Origin of the sequence: Methylophaga sp. (genome assembly GCF_009711715.1) — a bacterium.
Classification (GTDB): Bacteria; Pseudomonadota; Gammaproteobacteria; order Nitrosococcales; family Methylophagaceae; genus Methylophaga.
In genome coordinates, this window is the sequence record NZ_VENF01000005.1 from 64,435 (window position 1) to 85,263 (window position 20,829).

General features: G+C 53.8%; 23 protein-coding genes. 20 read left to right on the plus strand and 3 right to left on the minus strand.

The genetic code is table 11. The features are described 5' to 3' along the window. The first annotated feature begins 2 nt into the window (after window positions 1–2). The 20 genes from fliO to FH755_RS04650 all read left to right on the plus strand — a co-directional run bounded on the left by fliO (window position 3) and on the right by FH755_RS04650 (window position 16,847). Window positions 3–428 (plus strand): flagellar biosynthetic protein FliO, encoded by a 426-nt coding sequence (gene fliO, locus FH755_RS04555; RefSeq protein ID WP_292439084.1) that lies wholly within the window; start codon window positions 3–5, stop codon window positions 426–428. Next, window positions 428–1,162 (plus strand): flagellar type III secretion system pore protein FliP, encoded by a 735-nt coding sequence (gene fliP / locus FH755_RS04560; RefSeq protein ID WP_292439086.1) that lies wholly within the window; start codon window positions 428–430, stop codon window positions 1,160–1,162. The genes fliO and fliP overlap by 1 nt, the downstream gene beginning before the upstream one ends. Further along, window positions 1,159–1,428, plus strand: a complete 270-nt coding sequence (gene fliQ / locus FH755_RS04565) for a flagellar biosynthesis protein FliQ (protein WP_292439087.1) — start codon at window positions 1,159–1,161, stop codon at window positions 1,426–1,428. Before fliP ends, fliQ begins: the two co-directional genes overlap by 4 nt. 10 nt (window positions 1,429–1,438) lie before the next feature. After that, the gene (gene fliR / locus FH755_RS04570) at window positions 1,439–2,212 is read left to right on the plus strand and encodes a flagellar biosynthetic protein FliR (RefSeq protein WP_292439089.1); all 774 of its coding nucleotides are present in this window, start codon (window positions 1,439–1,441) and stop codon (window positions 2,210–2,212) included. A gap of 1 nt (window position 2,213) precedes the next feature. Continuing rightward, window positions 2,214–3,350, plus strand: coding sequence for a flagellar biosynthesis protein FlhB (gene flhB, locus FH755_RS04575; RefSeq protein WP_292439091.1), 1,137 nt, complete (start codon window positions 2,214–2,216; stop codon window positions 3,348–3,350). Between the two features lie 67 nt (window positions 3,351–3,417). Beyond that, on the plus strand, window positions 3,418–5,502 hold the full coding sequence (gene flhA, locus FH755_RS04580; protein ID WP_292439094.1) for a flagellar biosynthesis protein FlhA: 2,085 nt from the start codon (window positions 3,418–3,420) through the stop codon (window positions 5,500–5,502). Window positions 5,503–5,527: 25 nt separating this feature from the next. After that, window positions 5,528–6,730: a flagellar biosynthesis protein FlhF gene (gene flhF, locus FH755_RS04585; protein ID WP_292439096.1), complete on the plus strand. Its 1,203-nt coding sequence runs from the start codon at window positions 5,528–5,530 to the stop codon at window positions 6,728–6,730. After that, window positions 6,723–7,595, plus strand: coding sequence for a MinD/ParA family protein (locus FH755_RS04590; protein ID WP_292439097.1), 873 nt, complete (start codon window positions 6,723–6,725; stop codon window positions 7,593–7,595). The genes flhF and FH755_RS04590 overlap by 8 nt, the downstream gene beginning before the upstream one ends. Then, window positions 7,592–8,314 (plus strand): RNA polymerase sigma factor FliA, encoded by a 723-nt coding sequence (locus tag FH755_RS04595; protein WP_292439099.1) that lies wholly within the window; start codon window positions 7,592–7,594, stop codon window positions 8,312–8,314. Before FH755_RS04590 ends, FH755_RS04595 begins: the two co-directional genes overlap by 4 nt. A gap of 16 nt (window positions 8,315–8,330) precedes the next feature. Then, complete coding sequence (cheY, locus tag FH755_RS04600; protein WP_266236841.1) at window positions 8,331–8,720, plus strand: chemotaxis response regulator CheY; 390 nt, start codon at window positions 8,331–8,333, stop codon at window positions 8,718–8,720. Window positions 8,721–8,735: 15 nt separating this feature from the next. Beyond that, window positions 8,736–9,470 carry a protein phosphatase CheZ gene (locus FH755_RS04605; RefSeq protein ID WP_292439103.1) on the plus strand — a complete coding sequence of 245 codons (735 nt, stop codon included), beginning with the start codon at window positions 8,736–8,738 and terminating at the stop codon, window positions 9,468–9,470. Window positions 9,471–9,481: 11 nt separating this feature from the next. Then, a complete protein-coding gene (locus tag FH755_RS04610) occupies window positions 9,482–11,551 on the plus strand; it encodes a chemotaxis protein CheA (RefSeq protein WP_292439105.1) in 2,070 nt (689 codons plus the stop codon). Between the two features lie 8 nt (window positions 11,552–11,559). Then, a complete protein-coding gene (locus tag FH755_RS04615; protein ID WP_292439107.1) occupies window positions 11,560–12,603 on the plus strand; it encodes a chemotaxis response regulator protein-glutamate methylesterase in 1,044 nt (347 codons plus the stop codon). Continuing rightward, window positions 12,603–13,343, plus strand: a complete 741-nt coding sequence (locus FH755_RS04620) for a flagellar motor protein (RefSeq protein ID WP_292439109.1) — start codon at window positions 12,603–12,605, stop codon at window positions 13,341–13,343. The genes FH755_RS04615 and FH755_RS04620 overlap by 1 nt, the downstream gene beginning before the upstream one ends. Window positions 13,344–13,350: 7 nt before the next feature. Next, window positions 13,351–14,268 carry a flagellar motor protein MotD gene (gene motD / locus FH755_RS04625; RefSeq protein ID WP_292439111.1) on the plus strand — a complete coding sequence of 306 codons (918 nt, stop codon included), beginning with the start codon at window positions 13,351–13,353 and terminating at the stop codon, window positions 14,266–14,268. Continuing rightward, window positions 14,265–15,053, plus strand: coding sequence for a ParA family protein (locus FH755_RS04630; RefSeq protein ID WP_292439112.1), 789 nt, complete (start codon window positions 14,265–14,267; stop codon window positions 15,051–15,053). Before motD ends, FH755_RS04630 begins: the two co-directional genes overlap by 4 nt. Further along, complete coding sequence (locus FH755_RS04635; protein ID WP_292439114.1) at window positions 15,046–15,681, plus strand: chemotaxis protein CheW; 636 nt, start codon at window positions 15,046–15,048, stop codon at window positions 15,679–15,681. Before FH755_RS04630 ends, FH755_RS04635 begins: the two co-directional genes overlap by 8 nt. Window positions 15,682–15,760: 79 nt before the next feature. Next, a complete protein-coding gene (locus FH755_RS04640) occupies window positions 15,761–16,234 on the plus strand; it encodes a chemotaxis protein CheW (RefSeq protein WP_292439115.1) in 474 nt (157 codons plus the stop codon). Window positions 16,235–16,251: 17 nt separating this feature from the next. Beyond that, complete coding sequence (locus tag FH755_RS04645) at window positions 16,252–16,431, plus strand: hypothetical protein (protein ID WP_292439116.1); 180 nt, start codon at window positions 16,252–16,254, stop codon at window positions 16,429–16,431. 29 nt (window positions 16,432–16,460) lie between these two features. Continuing rightward, on the plus strand, window positions 16,461–16,847 hold the full coding sequence (locus FH755_RS04650; protein ID WP_292439117.1) for a DUF2802 domain-containing protein: 387 nt from the start codon (window positions 16,461–16,463) through the stop codon (window positions 16,845–16,847). On the opposite strand, the gene FH755_RS04655 is transcribed toward FH755_RS04650, so the two are convergent. The 3 genes from FH755_RS04655 to FH755_RS04665 form a co-directional block, all read right to left on the minus strand. Then, a complete protein-coding gene (locus tag FH755_RS04655) occupies window positions 16,844–18,694 on the minus strand; it encodes an EAL domain-containing protein (protein ID WP_292439119.1) in 1,851 nt (616 codons plus the stop codon). The genes FH755_RS04650 and FH755_RS04655 overlap by 4 nt on opposite strands. A gap of 163 nt (window positions 18,695–18,857) precedes the next feature. After that, complete coding sequence (locus FH755_RS04660; protein WP_292439120.1) at window positions 18,858–19,151, minus strand: EscU/YscU/HrcU family type III secretion system export apparatus switch protein; 294 nt, start codon at window positions 19,149–19,151, stop codon at window positions 18,858–18,860. After that, the gene (locus FH755_RS04665; RefSeq protein ID WP_292439121.1) at window positions 19,148–20,818 is read right to left on the minus strand and encodes a flagellar hook-length control protein FliK; all 1,671 of its coding nucleotides are present in this window, start codon (window positions 20,816–20,818) and stop codon (window positions 19,148–19,150) included. Before FH755_RS04665 ends, FH755_RS04660 begins: the two co-directional genes overlap by 4 nt. Window positions 20,819–20,829: the final 11 nt, after the last annotated feature.

Here is a 20,829-nt window from a genome sequence, read left to right on the forward strand (position 1 = left end):
TAATGAAACAATGGCTGCTATGCAGCAGTGTCTGGCTGCTGTCATTTCCACTCTATGCCGCTGAAAAGCAGGAAGGCGCAAGAACGTTAAGCGAATCGCCCTTATCAGCGATGAGTCTGTTGCAGACGGTGATGGGCCTGGTGCTGGTACTGGGCTGTATTGTACTGGTCGCCTGGTTGCTCAAACGCACCACCAGCTTTCATACCGCAGCCAACGGCAAAATGAAAGTTATCGCCGGTCTGCCTCTCGGTACCCGCGAACGGGCGGTGCTGGTTCAAATCGGTGATGAGCAGCTGTTGCTCGGCGTCACCCCGCAACAGGTCAGCCTGCTGCATAAACTGGACAAACCTTTACCCGCTGACAGCGGAGAGCGTCCGGATTTTGCCGGTAAATTACGCCAGATTATGCAACAGCGGGGAGAACGCTGATGCGCCTGCTGGTTTTACTGACACTGCTTTTATCTCCCATGCTGGCCATGGGTGCCGAACAGGGCATACCGGCGTTGACAGTAACCGATACAGAAGGTGGCGAAAGCTACAGTCTTACCCTGCAAATTCTGGCACTGATGACCGTGCTGACCCTGCTGCCGGCAGGGTTAATGATGATGACCTCGTTCACCCGCATCATCATCGTGCTGGCCATTCTGCGTCAGGCGATGGGGGTACAGTCGACTCCCTCTAACCAGATTTTGATTGGTCTTGCCTTATTCCTGACCATTTTTATCATGCATCCGGTTTTCGGCCAGGCCTACGACGAAGCCGTGGTGCCGTATATGGATGGTGAGATTGAGTTTAATACCGCCTTTGAGCGGGCCGGCGCGCCCTTTAAAGAGTTCATGCTGGCGCAAACCCGCGAAACCGATATTGAACTGTTCGCATCTATCGGCGGCTATGAAGAGATGCAGACACCGGAAGATATTCCCTACAGCCTGCTGCTGCCCTCCTTTGTCACCAGTGAGCTGAAAACCGCCTTCCAGATCGGCTTCCTGATCTTTATTCCTTTTCTTATCATCGACCTGGTCGTGGCCAGTGTGTTAATGGCGATGGGGATGATGATGCTGTCGCCGATGCTGATTTCGCTGCCATTCAAGTTGATGCTGTTTGTATTGATTGACGGCTGGGCGCTGCTGATGGGTACCCTGGCATCGAGTTTTTATCTATGACACCGGAAACTGTACTGACCGTCATGCAACAAACCCTGCAGCTGATCAGTGTGCTGATAGCAGCGATTTTGTTGCCCGCCCTGTTTATCGGTCTGCTGGTCAGCATGTTTCAGGCCGCAACGTCGATTAACGAGCAGACACTGACCTTCATCCCCAAGCTGTTCATTACTTTACTGGTATTGATGATGGCCGGTCCCTGGATGCTGAGCATGCTGATAAGCTTCACCCGGCGTTTGTTTGAAGATATTCCGTACCTGATCGGCTAGGCAGACGCAGATGGAATTCAGCATTGCTGAAATCACCGGCGCGCTGGGCAGTTATCTGTGGCCTTTTTTCCGTATCGCCGCCATGGTCATGGTGGCACCTATTTTCAGCAGTAATTTTGTCAGTGCCCGAGCCCGTCTGCTTTTAGCTCTGGCGGTGAGCATGGTCATTATTCCCGGCATTTCCACCGAGATGCCACAGGTTGATCCGCTCAGTGCTACCGGCCTCTTGATCATTGCCCAGCAAATCCTGATTGGCGCCTGTATGGGTTTTATTCTGCAGTTGCTGTTCAATGCCTTTATCGTCGCCGGTCAGATCATTGCAATGCAAATGGGTCTGGGTTTTGCGTCGATGGTCGACCCACAGAACGGTGTCATGGTACCGGTGATCAGTCAGCTTTATCTGGTCATGGTGACCCTGATCTTCGTCACTATTGACGGCCACCTGGTGCTGATTCATGTGATGTATGAAAGCTTCAGCACCATGCCGGTTGGTCCGGACGGTCTCAGCGCCACCGACTTTCGTGATGTCGCCGCCCAGGCCAGCTGGATGTATGCAGCTGGTGTCATAATTGCATTACCGGCGATAGGTTCCCTGATGATGGTCAATCTGGCGTTCGGTATTTTGTCACGGGCAGCGCCCCAAATCAGTCCGTTCTCCATTGGTTTTCCGATGACCATCATTCTGGGTTTTGTAATCATTATGGTGACGCTGCCACTGGTCGGCGAGCACATTATTGATATGAGCGATACGATGCTGCAAACCGCGCGTTTGCTGGTTGAATGAGATGGCAGAAGAGAGCGGACAGGAAAAAACAGAAGAGCCCACGGGCAAGCGCCTGGAAGAGGCGCGTGAAAAAGGCCAGGTTCCCCGATCACGAGAACTGACCACCGTTCTGGTCATGATCCTCAGTGCCGTAACCCTGTTTTTTGTTGGTGAGAATATCGTCGCCGATCTGGGTGAAGTAATGGCGCTGTCTTTCAGTCTGACCCGCAAGCAGCTGTTCGACACCGATGCCATGGTTAACACCTTTATTCAGAGCATCGAAATTATGGCTTTTGATGTCGGTATTTTCCTGGCGGTCACCCTGGTTGCGGCCCTGGCCGCGCCAGCATTGATTGGCGGTTGGAACTTCTCTGGTCAGGCTATGGCGCCCAAGGGTGAGCGCATGAGCCCAATCAAAGGGCTGAAGCGGATTTTCGGACCACAGGGTCTGATTGAACTCGCCAAAGCATTGGGTAAGTTTATTCTGGTAGGTGTCATATCTACGGCAATTTTATGGGGTATCCGTGACCAATTATTGACACTCGGCCGCCAGGAAGTCGAGGTGGCGATGGCTGATCTGGGTTATCTGACGCTGTGGGTGTTCCTGGCTATCACCGCCAGCCTGATTCTGATTGCACTGATTGATGTGCCTTTCCAGCTATGGAATCACAACCGTCAACTGCGGATGACCAAGCAGGAAGTCAAAGACGAAATGAAGGACTCCGAAGGTAATCCAGAGGTTAAGGGCCGCATCCGCCGACTGCAGGTGCAAATGTCACAACAGCGTATGATGCAGGATATCCCGTCTGCGGATGTCGTTATTACTAACCCGACGCACTATGCCGTTGCCCTCAAATATGACCAGACCAAAACCGGGGCACCGGTCGTGGTCGCTAAAGGCGCTGACCTGATTTCCCAGCAAATCCGAATGGTTGCCGAGCATAACGAAGTACCGATTCTGTCTGCGCCGCCTCTGACCCGGGCCGTCTATTATTCCACTGAAATCGGCGATGAAATTCCATCTGGTCTATATATTGCAGTAGCCCAGGTATTGGCGTTTGTCTTCCAGTTGCGTCGCTACCGTAAACAAGGTGGCAACAAACCGCATCTCAACACAGAAGACCTGCCGATACCAGATGATTTAAGACGTGATGCATAACTAAAATGACGCCGGTTATGGCCGGCGCCAATGATGCATCCCGAGCGACTGCACTAAAGGAATTTGGATGGAAAACAACGTACTGGCTGCCCGTTTTCGCTCAGTGGTGAACGGACATTTAGCTACGCCGATGATATTAGTGGCCCTGCTGGCCATGGTGATTCTGCCGTTGCCGGCTTTTATGCTGGATATGCTGTTCACTTTCAATATCGCCCTGTCACTGGTGATTGTGCTGGCCAGCATCTACATGCTCAAACCGCTGCATTTTGCCGCATTCCCCAGTATTCTGCTGATTGCCACCCTGCTCAGGCTGGCCCTGAATGTGGCTTCAACACGCATCATTCTGCTGGAAGGTCATACCGGCACCGCCGCGGCCGGTAATGTGATTGAGGCCTTCGGCGAATTTGTTATCGGTGGTAACTATGCTGTCGGTTTCGTCGTGTTTGCCATCCTGGTGATTATCAACTTTGTGGTGGTCACCAAGGGCGCAACCCGAATCGCCGAAGTCAGTGCCCGCTTCACTCTGGACTCGATGCCCGGTAAACAGATGGCGATTGATGCCGATCTGAATGCCGGTCTGATTGATCAGGACGAAGCCCGCCGCCGTCGTGAAGAAATCATGCAGGAATCGGACTTTTACGGTTCGATGGACGGTGCCAGTAAATTTGTCCGCGGTGACGCCATCGCCGGTATTCTGATTCTGTTTATCAACATCATCGGCGGGTTTATTATCGGTGTCGCCCAGCATGATCTGACTTTCGCTCAGGCAGCGCAGTATTACACCCTGCTGACTATCGGTGACGGTCTGGTCGCTCAGATTCCGTCATTGCTGCTGGCCTCTGCCGCCGGCCTTCTGATCACCCGTTCCACCAAGGAACAGGATATGGGCGAACAGATTATCGGTCAGCTCACCAGCAATCCTAAAACCCTGGCGATTACTTCGGCGATTATCGGTGGCATGGGGCTTATACCCGGCATGCCCAACATTCCATTCCTGATTCTGGCAGCGATTGGCGGTGCCACCGCCTGGTATATTCACCAACGTCAAAAAGCTGCCACCGCAGCGGAGCTGGTTGCCCAGCAGCCGCAGCAGGATACGCCGCGCGAACAACGTGAACTGAGCTGGGATGACTTGAGTCCGGTGGATCCAATTGGGCTGGAAGTCGGCTACCGCCTGATTCCACTGGTCGATAAAAACCAGGGTGGTCAGTTAATGAACCGTATCAAAGGGATACGTAAAAAAATCTCCCAGGAAATGGGCTTTTTAATTCCGCCGGTGCATATCCGCGATAACCTGGATCTGGCCCCGACCGCCTATCAAATCACTCTGTTCGGCGTCACTTTCGGTGAAGCCGAAGTCTATCCGGAGCGAATGCTGGCGATTAATCCAGGTCAGGTTTTTGGCGCCCTTGACGGCATCAAAACACAGGATCCAGCCTTTGGCCTGGACGCAGTCTGGATCGAAACCAGCCAACGTGAACATGCCCAGGCACAGGGTTATACCGTGGTGGATGTCGACACGGTCATCGCCACACACCTGAGCAAGATTCTGAATAATCATGCCCATGACCTGATGGGTCGTGAGGAAGTACAGCACCTGCTGGATAACCTCGCCAAAACCGCGCCCAAGCTGGTCGAAGGCCTGGTACCGGATACCGTGCCGCTGGGCACCGTACAGAAAGTCCTGCAAAATCTGCTGGAAGAGAATATTCCGGTACGTGATATCCGTACCATCACTGAAGCGATTTCGGAACAGGCGGCGCGTAATCCGGATCCGGAAGCCATCACCGCGGCAACCCGGATGGCACTTAGTCATTCAATCATTCAGCATATCAATGGCACGGCCAATGAGCTGCCCATCATCACCCTTGATCCAGAACTGGAACAGATTTTGCTGAAGACTCTGCAGGCATCCGGTGAGGGTGGCGCAAGTCTGGAACCTGGTCTGGCGGAGAACATGCATAAGAATCTGCAGGAAGTGACGCAAAGGCAGGAAATGACCGGCGATGCAGCCATCCTGGTAGTACAGGCAGGGCTGAGAAGCTGGATTTCACGCTTCATCCGCCATTCGATTCCGGGCCTGAACGTGTTGTCCTACAACGAAATACCGGACGACAAACAAATCAGGATTGTGGCCAATATCGGCCGCTGAATCTGACAGATTGAGGTTGTGATTTATGAAAATCAAACGTTTCCAGGCTGCTGACGTACGTCAGGCAATCCGCGAGGTACGTGAAGTATTGGGACCTGACGCCGTGATCCTGTCTAATACCCGGGTCGACGGCGGTATTGAAATCGTTGCCGCGACCGACTACGACGAAAATCAGTTTCGACGTCAGACGCAAGCGGTCGTTGATGAACCTCGTCAACAACCCAAAGTAGAAATCAACCCGTCCAGTGAACCACGCTACGACACGCCCCGGCCCGCACCGAAAGAAAATATCTGGTCGCAGGAGCCGACCCTGGTACAGATGCGCCGGGAAATCGCCAGCCTGCGTGACATGTTGCAGAACCAGCTGTCGGATCTGACCTGGAAAGATATGGAACGGCAGAGCCCGACCCAGATGCAGCTGCTGAAACGCTTTCTGCGGATGGGCGTCGATGTTGAAATCGCCAAAACCATTACCGCACAGATGGCCGGCCTTGATGATCTGGAAACAGCCTGGCGTCACTCAATGGGACGACTGGCCAGCCAACTCCGGCTATCGGATGACGACTTTCTGTCACAAGGCGGCATCTATGCGCTGGTTGGGCCCACCGGCGTCGGTAAAACCACGACGATTGCCAAGCTGGCCGCACGTTGTGCGCTTAAACACGGTGCCCGCCAGGTAGCGCTGGTCACTACAGACTGCTACCGCATTGGCGGCCAGGAACAGCTGCGCAGTTACGCCCGCATTCTGGGTGTGCCTATCCGCGTTGCCCGCAGCCATGCTGAGCTCTCGGAAACACTGGCCGACCTGCTTGATCGACGCTTTATCCTGATAGATACTGCGGGAATGAATCAGCGGGATATGCAACTCACCGAGAAATTCGCCCTGCTCAAACAGCAGTCACCCAGAGTAAAAACCCTGCTGACGCTGTCTGCCAACACCCAGAGCAGCGGCATGGATGATATTATTAAGGCCTTTTCGCACCTGGACCTGAGTGGCTGTATATTGACCAAAACCGATGAAGCCAGCAGCCTGGGCGGCGCTATCTCGGCGATGATTCGCCATCAGATGCCGCTGGCTTTTGTTGCCAACGGTCAGCAGGTGCCGGAAGACTTGAGTCTGGCTCGACCCAACACCCTGGTCAACCAAGCCAGTGAACTGATGAATGATGAACAACAACTGGACCCGCAGACCCTGTCCAGTTACGGAGGTTTTGCCGCCTATGGCTGAAAATTCCCAGGATCAGGCCGCCGGCCTGCGTCGCCAGCTTAATCCGCCGCGTCCGGTCAAGGTCATTGCCATTGCCAGCGGTAAAGGCGGTGTCGGTAAGACCAACGTGACCGTTAATCTCGGTGTTGCGATGGCGTCTCAGGGCAAGGAAGTGGTCCTGCTTGACGCCGATCTGGGTCTGGCCAATATTGACGTCATGCTGGGACTGCATCCGCAGTACAACCTCCTGCATGTGCTCGACGGCAGTAAAAGTCTCAGAGACATTATCGTGGAAGGCCCTGCCGGCCTGAAAATCATTCCGGCTGCCTCCGGTGTCCAGAAAATGGCTGAACTCAGCACGGCTGAACATGCCGGCATGATCCAGGCCTTCAGCGAAATGGATCAGCATATCGATGTGCTGCTGATTGACAGTGCCGCGGGGATTGCCGATAGCGTCGTCAGTTTCAGCAAGGCGGCACAGGAAGTCATCGTGGTGGTCTGTGATGAGCCTGCCTCAATCACTGATGCTTATGCGCTGATCAAGCTCCTGAGCCGCGAGCATGGTGTCGAACGCTTCCATATCATTGCCAATATGAGCCGCAATGTGCAGGAAGGCCGTGAACTGTTCGATAAGATTGCGCTGGTTTGTGAGCGTTTTCTTGATGTGACGCTGGACTTCATGGGTATTGTCCCCTTTGATGACGATCTGCGCAGCGCCGTCAAAAAACAGCGTAGCGTGGTCGATGCCTATCCGCGCAGCAAATCAGCCACGGCGTTCACGCATCTGGCCAAGAAAATTGAATACTGGCCGGTGCAGAAACAACCACGCGGTCACATGGAGTTTTTCGTAGAGCGACTCATTCAGGCAAGTATGGAAATGGCATGAACAGCGGAGCTGCCATGTACGCATCAGGACAATCAAAATCAGAACTGGTCGAACACCATGCGGCACTGGTCAAGCGTATCGCCTACCATCTGATCGCCCGTCTGCCGCCTTCAGTCGATGTCGAAGACCTGATCCAGGCTGGCATGATCGGTCTGCTTGACGCCTCGCATCAGTTTGACGCTTCGCAGGGAGCCAGCTTCGAGACCTATGCCGGTATTCGTATCCGCGGCGCGATGCTCGATGAAATTCGTCGTAATGACTGGGCCCCCCGCTCAGTTCATAAAAAAGCCCGCGAAATTTCCGAAAAAATGCGCCAGATTGAACAGCACAAAGGCCGCAATGCCACTGATGCAGAAGTCGCTTCTGCATTGGGACTGAGTCTCAACGATTATCATCAGCACCTCCAGGATTCCACTGGACACCAGTTGTTCAGTCTTGACGAGTTCACTGATAACGATGAGACCCAGGCGCATCCATTAACGGCAGCACCGGCCTCTCCCGATGCCGAAGTGCAGGATGATGATTTTCAGGACGCTCTGGTCCGGGCTATCGACGGCTTGCCTGAACGGGAACGACTGCTGATGAGCCTGTATTATAATGACGAGCTGAATTTGAAGGAGATCGGAGAAGTCCTGGGGGTCAGTGAATCCCGGGTGAGTCAGATCCACAGTCAGACTGTGCTCCGGCTCCGATCCAAACTTCGTGACTGGATTATGTAATTTTTGGAGGTTAGTTTTGGATAAAAATATGAAAATCCTGATTGTGGATGACTTTTCCACAATGCGACGGATTATAAAAAACCTGCTGCGTGATCTCGGCTTTAACAACACGCAGGAAGCCGACGATGGTACGACAGCCCTCCCCATCCTGCAGGCAGGCGGCATTGATTTCCTGATCACTGACTGGAATATGCCGGGCATGCAGGGTATCGACCTGCTCAAGGCCGTTCGTGCCGATGAAAAACTGTCCACTCTGCCGGTACTGATGGTGACCGCCGAAACCAAACGCGAACAAATCATCGAAGCCGCCCAGGCCGGTGTTAATGGTTACATCGTTAAACCATTCACTGCTGCCACCCTGAAGGAGAAAATCGAAAAGATTTTCGAACGGATCAACGCACAATAAGGAGCTTTCCCGCTCATGGCTTCCCCCAACCAAGATACTCAGCTCGATGCTGCCCGCGCCCTGGTTACGGCGCTGGAAAACAACGATGAATCCGGCGTCAATAAACAACTGGCCCTCCTTACCCAGTCACATGAAAGTCAGCTGTTTCAGGAAGTAGGCAAGCTAACCCGCGAACTGCACGAAGCATTGAGCAATTTCAATGTCGACTCGCGGCTTATCGACTTAACCGAAAATGATATCCCCAATACCCGCGACCGGCTTAATTATGTCATCACAACCACCGAAGAAGCCGCCCATAAGACGCTGGGTTACATTGATGAAACACTGCCTTTGGCTCAAGAACTCCGCCAAACTGCCGAAAAGATAGATGAAAGCTGGCAACGTTTCCGTAAAAAGGAAATGACGGCAGAAGAATTCCGGCAACTGGTGAAGGAAATTGAAGCCTATCTGCCCACTGTCAAAGGCCATGCCGACCAGGTTCACGCCAACCTGTCGGAAATGATGCTGGCTCAGGGCTTCCAGGATTTGACCGGACAGGTGATCCGCCAGGTCATCAATCTGGTTGAAGAAGTGGAAGACAATCTGGTGCAACTGGTCAAAGTGGCCGGCAAGCACCAGCAGGAAAAAAAACCGAAAAAAGAGACTGACCCTATTAAAGCCGAAGGCCCGCAGATAAACGCGCAGGACAACCCCAACGTGGTCAATGACCAGGACGATGTGGATGACTTGTTATCTAGCCTCGGCTTCTGAGGAACTGATGCATGACGCTGGATACCGATGATGAAATTCTGCAGGACTTCCTGGTCGAAGCCGAAGAAATACTGGAAGGCCTGAACGAGCAACTGGTCGAGCTGGAAAACAGTCCGCAGGACAAAGATCTGCTCAATTCGATTTTCCGCGGCTTCCATACCATCAAGGGTGGCGCCGGCTTCCTCAGCCTGGAAGCCATGGTCAACCTGTGTCACAAAGGCGAGGATGTGTTTAACCTGCTGCGTCAGGGCGAACGTTATGTCGACGCTGATATGATGGACACCTTCCTGAAGGTGCTCGACATTCTCAACACCATGTTCGACGAGTTGAAATCCGGTCAGTATCCGACCGCTGCCGACCCGGCAATCCTGTCGCAACTGGCGGCCTATCTCGACAACAGCAGTGAGGCCTACACGCCACCGCAGCAGGCTACACCGGAGCCAGCACCGGAACCTGAGCCTGAAGCAGCGCCTGCTGCTGATGCGACTGCCTCCAATGCAGCCGCCGATGATGAAATCACCGATGATGAGTTCGAGGCCCTGCTCGATCAGCTGCACGGTAACGCCCCGCCTGGCAGCAAAACAGAGCCGGAACAGCCCGAGCAACCCGTGCCTGCGGCACCTGAATCCGGCAGCAGTGACAGCGACGATATCACTGAAGAAGAATTTGAAGCACTGCTGGATCAACTGCAGGGCAAAAGCCAGAAGCCGGCCGCAAACAAAGCGGCAGCACAACAAGCGGCTTCAGCCCCCCGGCCGGAACCAGCCAAAGCTGATCCTGCGCCGCAGCAGCCCGCTGCTGTCCCCAACAGTCAGGCAAGCCAGGCGGATACCACCAAGCCCGAAGCTAAAGCAGAGCCAAAACCGGAGCCTGCTGCTAAGACCGCAGCACCGGCGAAGCAGGCCGATACCAGTGTCCGTGTTGATACCAGCCGCCTCGACGATATTATGAATATGGTCGGCGAACTGGTGCTGGTGCGTAACCGCATCAGTACCCTGGAAGCCGCGTTTGAAAACGAGGAAATGGCCAAGGCGGTCAACAATCTGACCGTGGTGACCGGCGACCTGCAGACCGCGGTCATGAAAACCCGGATGCAGCCAATCAAGAAAGTCTTCGGCCGTTTCCCGCGTGTGGTACGAGATCTGGCCCGCAGCCTGAAAAAAGACATTAACCTGGAACTGCGCGGTGAAGAAACCGATCTGGATAAAAATCTGGTTGAAGCGCTGGCCGATCCCTTGGTGCATCTGGTCAGAAATGCCGTCGATCACGGTATCGAAATGCCGGATGAGCGTGAAGCTGCGGGTAAACCCCGCCAGGGTAATATTGTCCTCGCTGCAGCTCAGGAAGGCGACCATATTCTGCTGACCATTGCTGACGACGGTGCCGGTATGAATCCGGAAGTGCTGCGTCGCAAGGCCGTGGAAAAAGGCATGATGGATGAAGATACCGCCGCCAGGCTGACGGAATCCGAGTGCTTCTCGCTGATTTTTTCGCCCGGTTTTTCGATGAAACAGGAAATCTCCGATATTTCCGGTCGTGGTGTAGGGATGGATGTTGTCAAAACCAGCATATCCAAACTGAATGGCGTCATCGATATCAAATCGGAAATCGGTGTCGGCACCACACTGTCGATTAAAGTGCCGCTGACCCTGGCCATCATGCCGACCCTGATGGTCATGCTGGGTGACCAGATTTTTGCCTTCCCGCTGGTCAGCGTCAACGAGATTTTCCATCTGGACCTGTCGAAAACCAATGTTGTCGACGGCCAGGAAACCATTATGGTCAGAAACAAGGCACTGCCCCTGTTCTATCTGCGTAAGTGGCTGGTCAAACATTACAACCCGACTGAAGAATCTGATTCTGATATCGAACACGTTGTCATCGTCAATGTCGGCACCCAGCGTGTTGGTTTTGTTGTGGATCAACTACTGGGACAGGAAGAAGTCGTGATCAAACCGCTCGGCGCCCTGCTTCACGGCACCAAGGGCTTGGCCGGCGCCACCATTACCGGTGACGGCCGCATTGCGCTGATCCTCGACTTCCCCGAGTTGATGAAAGCCTACGCCAACCGCGGATATTAGGAGCAGCTGTGACGGTTAAGGTCCTGATTGTCGACGATTCCAGTTTCTTCCGAAAGCGTCTGACCGAAATTATTGATGCCGATCCCCGATTACAGGTTGTGGGCACCGCCAGTAATGGTCAGGAAGCGATCGACCAGGTACAGAACCTGCGACCTGATGTCGTTACCATGGACCTGGAAATGCCGATCATGGACGGCATCAGCGCCGTACGTAAAATCAAGGCACTGCGCCAGACACCGATACTGATGCTGTCGACCTGGACCACCGAAGGCGCTAAATCAACGTTGGATGCGCTTGAGGCCGGTGCCACTGATTTTCTGCCCAAGCGCTTCGAGGATCTGTCGTCGGATCACAGTGAAGCACAGAAAAAACTGTGTCAGCGTATTTACCATCTGGCCAGTGGCTTTCATGCCAGTCTGGAAAAGACCCTGCAGCCCGCAGCCACGCCGACGACCCCCCGCAGCCGCGAGGCGAAACAGATCGAGTTACCGGGACTGGTGGCCATAGGCACATCAACCGGTGGCCCCGTGGCCCTGCAGAAAGTGCTGACGCAATTACCGGCTTCCTTTCCCAGCCCGATTGTCATGGTGCAGCATATGCCGGCGAGCTTTACCCCGTCTTTTGCTGAACGCCTCGACAATCAATGCCAGATTCATGTCAAACAGGCTGAACATGGCGAAGCACTGCATCCAGGCACAGCCTATCTGGCTCCCGGTGGTCAGCAGATGCTGATAAAGGGCCGCCCCGGCAGATTGTATCTGCATGTAGAAGATGGCGACCCGGGCCAGACCTACAAACCCTGTGTCGATTTGACTTTCAGCTCGATAGCCCAAGTCTGTGCCCAGGAGACACTGGCGATTATCCTGACTGGCATGGGCAGTGATGGTCGTGACGGTTGCCAGGCCATCAAAAAACTGGGGGGCACAATCTGGGCCCAGGATCAACTGAGCAGCACGATTTACGGTATGCCGATGGCGGTGGCCAAAGCCGGGCTTGCCGATAAAATTCTCGACCTCAATGATATCGGCCGGCAACTGGCGGAGCTGCACTGATGGATATCCTCAGCATCCTCGGTCTTATCATCGGCTTTGGTGCCATTCTGGTTGGCCAGCATCTGGAAGGCGGTCATCTTGATACGATTCTGAATGCCGTAGCGATGCTGATTGTATTCGGCGGTACCCTGGGCGCAGTCATGCTGCAGACACCAATGAATACTTTCCTGCGTGCGCTGCGCCGAACGGTCTGGGTATTCATACCGCCCAAATTGTCGGCAAGCACGCTGCTGGAAAAAATTCTGGAATGGAACCAGATTGCACGCCGCGAAGGACTGGTGCGGCTGGAATCCATGGCGATGGAGGAAACCGACCTGTTCACCCAGAAAGGACTGCAGTTGATTGCTGATGGTGCCGAACCGGAAATGATCCGTGAAGTGCTGGAAAACGATCTGGATCTGGAAGAAGAAGACGATATCCAGGCCGCCAAGGTCTATGAAGCCATGGGCGGTTATTCACCGACCATTGGTATTATCGGCGCAGTAATGGGACTGATTCATGTGATGGGCAACCTGGCGGATCCATCTTCACTGGGCTCGGGGATTGCAGTCGCTTTTGTTGCCACTATCTATGGTGTGGGCCTCGCCAACCTGTTGTTTTTGCCTATCGGCAATAAATTAAAGTCGGTGGTGGCCCAGCGCACGAGGCTTCGTATGATGTTGATTGAGGGACTGATTGGCGTCGCGGATGGAGAAAATCCGCGTAATATCGAAAGTCGACTGCAGGCTTACCTGAATTGAGGTAGCAATGGCGCGCCGGAAAAAACACGAAGAACATGAAAACCATGAACGCTGGTTGGTTTCTTACGCCGACTTCATCACGCTGCTGTTTGCGTTTTTTGTCGTCATGTACTCGATTTCCGCCGTCAATGAGGGTAAATACCGGGTCTTGTCAGAGACCCTGAGAGCCGTGTTCTCTGAACCGGTACGCAGCGAAAATCCGATTCAGATAGGGGAAATCAGCCGCGGCGAGGGACAGGAATCCCCTTCGCCCGGTGATCCGCTGGAACCTGAATATCAGATTGAACTGCCGGAAGTGCCCGACCGACCGCCGCCGGCCAGCATCGAAGACATCAAAACCATTAACGACTTGTCCCAGCAGTTCACTACCGCGCTGTCGGATCTGATTGCCTCTGAAGATGTGATCATCAAGCAGGGAGACGACTGGCTGGAACTGGAAATCAAATCGCGGGTATTGTTTGAGAGCGGTGAAGCCCGCCTCGAGCGTGCCGCTGTGCCGATCATCGGCGAAATCGCTGATATTCTGCAGACCTCGGCCAATCCGATTCAGGTGGAAGGCTTTACTGATAACAATCCCATTAACACCCCTCGGTTTCCATCCAACTGGGAACTGTCTGCTGCCCGCGCTGCCAGTGTGGTACACCTTTTGGATCGCTATGGTGTTCAACCCGAGAGAATGTCTGCTGCCGGCTTCGGTGAGCACCGCCCGGTCGCCGATAACAGCACTGAGGAAGGTCGTCAGAAAAACCGTCGCGTCGTGCTGGTTGTGCTGGGCCGTGATGTCAGTCGCCGCAGTCTCGAGCTGTTTAATGCCGCCGGCCCGGCTGACACCGCCACCGACAGCAGCAATGATCCGGCAACCCAATCTGCACCGGCTGAACGCACCGGCAATAACAGTGTGAATACTGACGAGGCCACACCATGAGCGTCTGGGCTGTCTGTAATCAGAAAGGCGGTGTCGCTAAAACCACCACGGTGATTTCACTGGCCAGCCTGCTGGCACAGCGTGGTGAATCGACCCTGATCCTCGATCTCGATCCACACGGTTCAATGACGACTTACCTGGGCTATGATCCGGATTCGATTGAAACCAGTATCTACACCCTTTTCCAGAAGCTGGATGAAACCCCGAAGGGGGCCATTTTTCAAAGCCTGAAAAAGACCCGTCATGATAATATCTTTCTACTGCCGGCCTCTACCGCCATGGCGACACTGGACCGCCAACTGGGCGCACAGCAGGGTAAGGGACTGGTTATCCGCAAGACCCTGAGTTTTTTCAAAGACCGTTTCCAGCATGTCTTTATCGACTGCCCACCGATGCTGGGGGTATTGATGATCAATGCCCTCGCTGCCTGTGACCGGCTGCTGATTCCGGTACAGACCGAGTTTCTGTCGATGAAAGGGCTTGAACATATGCTGCACACCGTCTCAATGATTAATCACTCGCGGCGTAGTTCCTTGCCTTATTTTATTGTCCCCACCATGCACGACAGCCGCTCGAAGACGGCCACTGATATTCTGCAGCAGTTGCATGAACAGTATCCGGGGCAGGTCTGGGATGATGTGGTGCCGGTGGATCCGGCTTTTCGTGAAGCCAGCAAGCTGGGACTGCCGCTACCGGAAATGAATCCGCAGGCTGAGGGCAGCCTGGCGTATCAGCGTTTGCTCGATCAGTTGATACAGACGGAGGCTCAGCGCTCTCATGGCTAAAACGCAAATCTACCAGCAGGAAGAAGCCTTGTCGGTTTATTTCCGCGACATGCTGGCTGACCCCAGACCCGTGGCAGACAAACCAGCCCCCGAAGCCGAATCACCCGCGCCTGAACCTGAGCCGCAAAGTACACAGGCAGGCACCCGGTCAGTACAAAGGGAAGTCAAAGCAACCCCGCAGACTGACCCGGCCCCGGTCACGACTATATATAAACTATTGCTTTGTCAGATCGGCGGTATGAAACTCGCCCTAGATGTATCGGCCCTGAACAATATCGTGCACTGGCCATCATCGGGGCTCAATCAACTGCCGGGACACCGTGACTGGCAACTGGGCCTGTTCCGTGATCGTGAACAGCATATCGAGGTTGTCGATATCCGCCACCTGCTGCAGGCTGAAAAGCGAAATGGCGAACAGCCCGGCTATATTCTACTGGTCAACGGGCGCCGCATGGGCATTGCCTGTGATGGCATCAGCCAGATCATCAATATTGATGATAACCACATTAACTGGCGTTCTGAAACGAGTCAGCGTCCCTGGTTCAGCGGTGTGATTGCCGACTCGATGCACAGTATTATCGATCTTCCTGCCCTCCTCACCGCGCTGGAACAGGGTGAGATGGCATGAAGTCTGCTTTATATTCAACAAGATTGAGTCAACGCACAGACTGTCAACAAACTGACAGTTCAGGCAGAAGGTTAGGACAATGAGCGAAAAAGACAATACGGCGGAAGATCCGGTACTGCAATGGGTCACCTATCAGCTGGAAAATGAAACCTATGGCATCAATGTGATGCAGGTGCAGGAAGTATTACGCCTGTCCGAAATTGCACCGGTGCCCGGCGCACCAGCTTATGTGCTGGGCATTATTAACCTGCGCGGCAATGTGGTCACTGTCATCGATACCCGTGCCCGTTTCGGTTTAGCGCCGCAGGAGCCGACTGAAAATTCGCGCATTATTATTGTCGAAGTCTCCGGTCACGTCATTGGCATGCTGGTCGACTGTGTTACAGAAGTGGTCTATCTGCACCAGTCAGACATCGACACTGCTCCTAACGTCAGTGATGACAGTTCCCGTTTTATTCAGGGCGTCTGTAACCGTGACAAATATCTGCTAATCCTGGTTGATGTGAACAAATTACTGGATCAGGAAGAAATTACGGACATTGCCGGTTTCTAGTGGGCTGATGCCATCCGATGGCGGACGAAATCAGACCCACCATGCCGATCCCCCCGAGTCCTCCGGTGGCTCCCCCGCCGGAGGACAAGCGGCGTGAACGGAAAAAACCGTCTGATGATGACAAAGAGTCCGATGATAAACCGAAACAGAAAGACCCCGATGATGACAAAGGGGGCCATATCGATGAGTATGTTTAACTACGCCATCACGGCGTAAGGAGCCGCAAATGACCTTAGTCATTGTGATAACTGTAATGAGTGCTGTATTTCTGGCGATTGGCCTCGCCACTCTGCACCTGCTGAAACTGTATAAGCTGCAATCTGAACGTATTCACACCTTGCAGAATCAGCTGTCAGCGTTGTGCGAAGGTGCCGCCGGCACCGATGACCGTATCCTGAAGTTCGAACAGACTTTGGCCAAGATCCGGGATCATCAGCATGCTATCGATCTGACTGCCAACAGCCAGCCGGCTTATGATCATGCCATCCGCCTGGCGCGTAAAGGTGCTGCTATTGAACAGTTGATTGATAACTGTAATCTGAGTGATGAGGAAGCGCACCTGATTAGCCGTCTGCATGGTCCCCAGAAGACCAGCCAGGCCGGCATCCACTAGATATATTTTCTATTGGTATTAACCCCCGGCTGGGGTTTGCCGACCAGGTAGCCCTGAACAAAATCAACGCCATAACCTCTTAGCAGCTCAAGTGTGCTCTCACGTTCTACAAACTCCGCCACAGTTTTTTTGCCCAGACTGTGAGCGATATCAATCATTGATTTGACCAGTAACTGATCGACCGGGTCATTATCCAAATCGGTAATAAAGCCGCCATCGATTTTCAGAATATCAACCGGGAAATGCTTCAGATAGCTGTAGGAATTAAAGCCGGCGCCAAAATCATCCAGCGCAAAACGACAGCCCAGTGAGCGCAGGCTGGTGACCATACGCTTGGTCAACTCGAAATTGGATATGGCGGAGGTTTCGGTGATTTCAAATACCACCCGCTCCGGATTGATACCGGTCTGCCTGAGCTTGTTTTGCACCAGCGGGTAAAGCTTCTCATCGAGAAACACGTTGCCTGACAGGTTAATAGCAAAGGCAATATCCTCAGGCATACCCCGCAGCAGATCCAGCGCGTGGTCAACCACCCAGAAATCGATTTGGTGAATCAGTCCCATCGCCTCAGCGACAGGAATAAATTCTTTGGGGTAATAGAGCACGCCGCCTTCACCCCGCATTCTCAGCAAGCATTCATAATGAGTGACAACGGCACTTTCGAGCGCAAATATCGGCTGAAATTCAAGCAGAAAATGGCCTTCTTTGAGTGCCGCCCGAATCCGCGGGGCCCACTCGACACTGTGACGCAGGGTATGCATTTCCCGATCTTCCGGGTTATAGAAATGCACGCGGTTGCGACCGCGTTTTTTGGCGGTGTAACAAGCCTGGTTGGCATGGGAGAGGATTTCACCGACGGTAGTGATTTCACCATGACTAATGATTTTGACACCGACACTGGCTGACAGATGATAGTGATGACCGTGATGTTCAAAACTGTAACCATCAAACAGGTTTTTCAGTCCTTCGGCCTGTTTATGTATCGCCACATCATCGGTGTTATCCACCAGCACGGCGAATTCATCGGAACCAATCCGGACCAGTGTGTCATTGACCCGGAAATAACGCCGTAAAGTATTGGCGACCTGCACCAGCAGGTTATCGCCTGCTTCATGGCCTTCGGCATCGTTAAGCACTTTGAAGCTATCCAGGTCGATATAGAACAGTGCGCTCGTGCTCATGAAGTTGCGTACCTGGGTCAGGGTCAGATCCAGAGACTGCTCCAGCCGCCGCCGGTTGGCCAGCCCGGTCAAATCATCATGACTCACCGAGAATTGCAGGCGTGCTTCCATGACCTTGAGGTTGGCCAGCTCATCTTCCAGCTGCAGCTGATGCTGGAAACTGACATCACGCTCGCGCTTGACTGCCAGTGCCGTCATGATTGCCGGCGGCAGCGATTCTGCCGTCATCGGGTGGTAGAGCATGGAGGTCACACCATGGCCCAGGTCGGTCAGCACCTGGGCATGATCCCATTGGGATTCGCGGCAAAGACGGATAATCGGTATCAGACGCCACTCATCAAATTGATCCATCATCAGTCGGGTGGCCTCGGCATCAAAACCGGGCAGGTCATCATCAACAATCAGCAGGTCAATATCACAGCTGTCGTTGTAAATCCCTTCTCTTAAGCACTGCAGCACGGCATCGCCATCAACAGCAGTGAGAATGTGGCTAAAGCCGCTGACCTGCAGCAGGGTCTGAGTAAAGGCTGTATCGGCAGCACGACTGCCGCCGAGGATGATTTTGGCATCAAGGAGATCAGCGACAGCGGCAATAGATGCCGGTTCGCTGTCGGTCAGGTCTGCCTCTGGCCGCAGTGGCAGACGATCCTTGATTTCTGTGTTCATTTAAATATCGTCGCTACATCAGGTAGACCAAAATGAATATGGCTTCGACGATATCGTTTTTATATATAAAAATCAACACTTAATATGATTTTTATAATGCTTTTTATAAAGTTTGATATACGCTCTTCCTGAGATTAAGCGTTGTTTGCTGCTGCTTTACCCCTCAGTGGCCGGGATTTTCTTTTTGATTTACAGGCACTTTGCCGGATACCAGGTAGGCGTAAGCAATAACTTCAGCGATAACCCGGTAAAGCATGGGCGGGATTTCTTCTCCCAGATTGAGTTCACTCAATAACTCGGCCAGCAGCGCATCCTCCCTGAGCGGAATATTATGCTCTCTGGCAATACGCAAAATTTCCTCGGCAATCGCCCCTTCACCACTCGCGGTCACGATGGGCGCGTTCTCACCGTCGTATTGCAGGGCTATCGCCCGCATGATGTCATTGCTTTCACTCATACTGAAATATCCAGCAAATGTTTTGGCAGCACCGCTTCCGGCTCGATAGTCAGGGGCTTAATAGGTGCCTGCCGGCAACTGAGATGGCTGACTGTAACCCCGAGTTTATCCAGCCGCTGATTGAGTTCATCAATATGACGGGATAACAGTTCGCTGCTGTCCTGCCTTTCCGCCAGTAAAACGACCTGTACATCCAGCTGGTGCAGGCTGATTCGGGCCTGCATCGGACCCAGGTTCTGCGTTTCCAGATTCAGCTGTACCTGCCAGATAGTCTCATCTTCCCTGTTATGTCCGGCTCCGTGCTGTTCCAGCCGCATTTGCAACATTTCCAGCTGCTGTTTGTCCTTGATCGGCAGATCAAACAGCCAGACATTACTGCTGCCGGGGGTATCCGGATCGCGCAGCATCGACAGCTGATTGAACTGTATTCGGGCCGAAGCGGACTCGACTTCCCGCAGTAATTCTCTTAAAACCTGCCACTCAGCCCCTCTGAGTGCCGACTGCTGAGCCGGCGCGGCGGCCATTTCCCGTGCCTGGAGAAAAGCCTGGACACCCGTCATGTTTGAATTTTGTGGCGTAGTGCCTGACGCTAGTGGTGGTGTCTGAACACTATGACCGGTCAGTCCCGACAACAAGCTCAGTAATAACTGCATTGGCGTCTGCCCTCGACTGGCCAGTGCCGGTGGCACCTGTGCCGGTAGATTTCTAAGTTCCTGCGGTGTCATGGTTAACTGTCGCAGCGCAGTCTGCACTTCAGTGGGCAGCTTCTGCATCAGCACCGGATCATCCAGGATTCGGGACTGACCCGGCTGTGCCAATACTGTCCTGAGTTGTTGTGCCAGCTGTAACAGGTTGGCTTTCAGATCCTGTGTCAATGGCGGTTGCGTCAGCGTGTGCTTAAGCCGATTTTCCAGAAACAGGCCGCTGTTGCTCAAAGCCTGCCGCAGTCCTTCCGGCTGCAGCAGGTTTTGCCGTTCACTGAGTCCCTGCAGCAACTGTGTCAGGCTCTGCCTGACCGGCGCCGGCATAGTCAGTTCGGCTGGCAGTTGGTTCAGCGCGTTGAGCGTCGGTCCTGAACGATTAAACTGCGGCAGCAGATCACGCTGGTACTGCTGGATCGCTTCGGCTCGTGTCGGCACACCCGCTTTAAGCTGTATCGCCAGCGGTTGTTCACGCAGTACTTCGAGGGTCAGTCGCTGGCCGGGACGGAACGTTTGCCGGATCTGGCTGATATCCACTTCAATCTGAGACGGCAGTCTCGGCAGCGTCACCGGATCCGCTGACTGGGCCGGATTTTGATTGCTTAATGTCGGCGACACCAGCAAGCGGTTCTGTGCCAGTAATTTGATCACTTCGACTGCCAGTTGCTGCCCCTGCCTCAGCAAGGCAGTCGGCTGAACAGGCTCTGCCGTAGCCGCCATGATTCGGATAATCGGTTTACCGTTCTCTACACCGCGTTCAAGTTGCACTGTTTGCCCGGGCAACAGGGGTTGACGGCTCTGGAGCTGAAACTGACTGTCCCCGATCTGCACTCGGATCGTGTCGGCCGACGGACGCGCGATCACAGTAGCATCCACCCGCTGCCCTTCTGCCACAGCGGCAAGCAGACGCGCTGGTACCTCTCTGACCACTTCCGGCTGCGGGCTGACTGACGGATTTATCTGCATGGAGACAAAAT

What these genes read in the sequence shown, in the direction of transcription:
- fliO (WP_292439084.1), top strand. Translation starts at nt 3, where the DNA reads ATGAAACAATGGCTGCTATGCAGCAGTGTCTGGCTGCTGTCATTTCCA.
- fliP (WP_292439086.1), top strand. Translation starts at nt 428, where the DNA reads ATGCGCCTGCTGGTTTTACTGACACTGCTTTTATCTCCCATGCTGGCC.
- fliQ (WP_292439087.1), top strand. Translation starts at nt 1,159, where the DNA reads ATGACACCGGAAACTGTACTGACCGTCATGCAACAAACCCTGCAGCTG.
- fliR (WP_292439089.1), top strand. Translation starts at nt 1,439, where the DNA reads ATGGAATTCAGCATTGCTGAAATCACCGGCGCGCTGGGCAGTTATCTG.
- flhB (WP_292439091.1), top strand. Translation starts at nt 2,214, where the DNA reads ATGGCAGAAGAGAGCGGACAGGAAAAAACAGAAGAGCCCACGGGCAAG.
- flhA (WP_292439094.1), top strand. Translation starts at nt 3,418, where the DNA reads ATGGAAAACAACGTACTGGCTGCCCGTTTTCGCTCAGTGGTGAACGGA.
- flhF (WP_292439096.1), top strand. Translation starts at nt 5,528, where the DNA reads ATGAAAATCAAACGTTTCCAGGCTGCTGACGTACGTCAGGCAATCCGC.
- FH755_RS04590 (WP_292439097.1), top strand. Translation starts at nt 6,723, where the DNA reads ATGGCTGAAAATTCCCAGGATCAGGCCGCCGGCCTGCGTCGCCAGCTT.
- FH755_RS04595 (WP_292439099.1), top strand. Translation starts at nt 7,592, where the DNA reads ATGAACAGCGGAGCTGCCATGTACGCATCAGGACAATCAAAATCAGAA.
- FH755_RS04605 (WP_292439103.1), top strand. Translation starts at nt 8,736, where the DNA reads ATGGCTTCCCCCAACCAAGATACTCAGCTCGATGCTGCCCGCGCCCTG.
- FH755_RS04610 (WP_292439105.1), top strand. Translation starts at nt 9,482, where the DNA reads ATGACGCTGGATACCGATGATGAAATTCTGCAGGACTTCCTGGTCGAA.
- FH755_RS04620 (WP_292439109.1), top strand. Translation starts at nt 12,603, where the DNA reads ATGGATATCCTCAGCATCCTCGGTCTTATCATCGGCTTTGGTGCCATT.
- motD (WP_292439111.1), top strand. Translation starts at nt 13,351, where the DNA reads ATGGCGCGCCGGAAAAAACACGAAGAACATGAAAACCATGAACGCTGG.
- FH755_RS04630 (WP_292439112.1), top strand. Translation starts at nt 14,265, where the DNA reads ATGAGCGTCTGGGCTGTCTGTAATCAGAAAGGCGGTGTCGCTAAAACC.
- FH755_RS04635 (WP_292439114.1), top strand. Translation starts at nt 15,046, where the DNA reads ATGGCTAAAACGCAAATCTACCAGCAGGAAGAAGCCTTGTCGGTTTAT.
- FH755_RS04640 (WP_292439115.1), top strand. Translation starts at nt 15,761, where the DNA reads ATGAGCGAAAAAGACAATACGGCGGAAGATCCGGTACTGCAATGGGTC.
- FH755_RS04645 (WP_292439116.1), top strand. Translation starts at nt 16,252, where the DNA reads ATGGCGGACGAAATCAGACCCACCATGCCGATCCCCCCGAGTCCTCCG.
- FH755_RS04650 (WP_292439117.1), top strand. Translation starts at nt 16,461, where the DNA reads ATGACCTTAGTCATTGTGATAACTGTAATGAGTGCTGTATTTCTGGCG.
- FH755_RS04655 (WP_292439119.1), bottom strand. Translation starts at nt 18,694, where the DNA reads ATGAACACAGAAATCAAGGATCGTCTGCCACTGCGGCCAGAGGCAGAC.
- FH755_RS04660 (WP_292439120.1), bottom strand. Translation starts at nt 19,151, where the DNA reads ATGAGTGAAAGCAATGACATCATGCGGGCGATAGCCCTGCAATACGAC.
- FH755_RS04665 (WP_292439121.1), bottom strand. Translation starts at nt 20,818, where the DNA reads ATGCAGATAAATCCGTCAGTCAGCCCGCAGCCGGAAGTGGTCAGAGAG.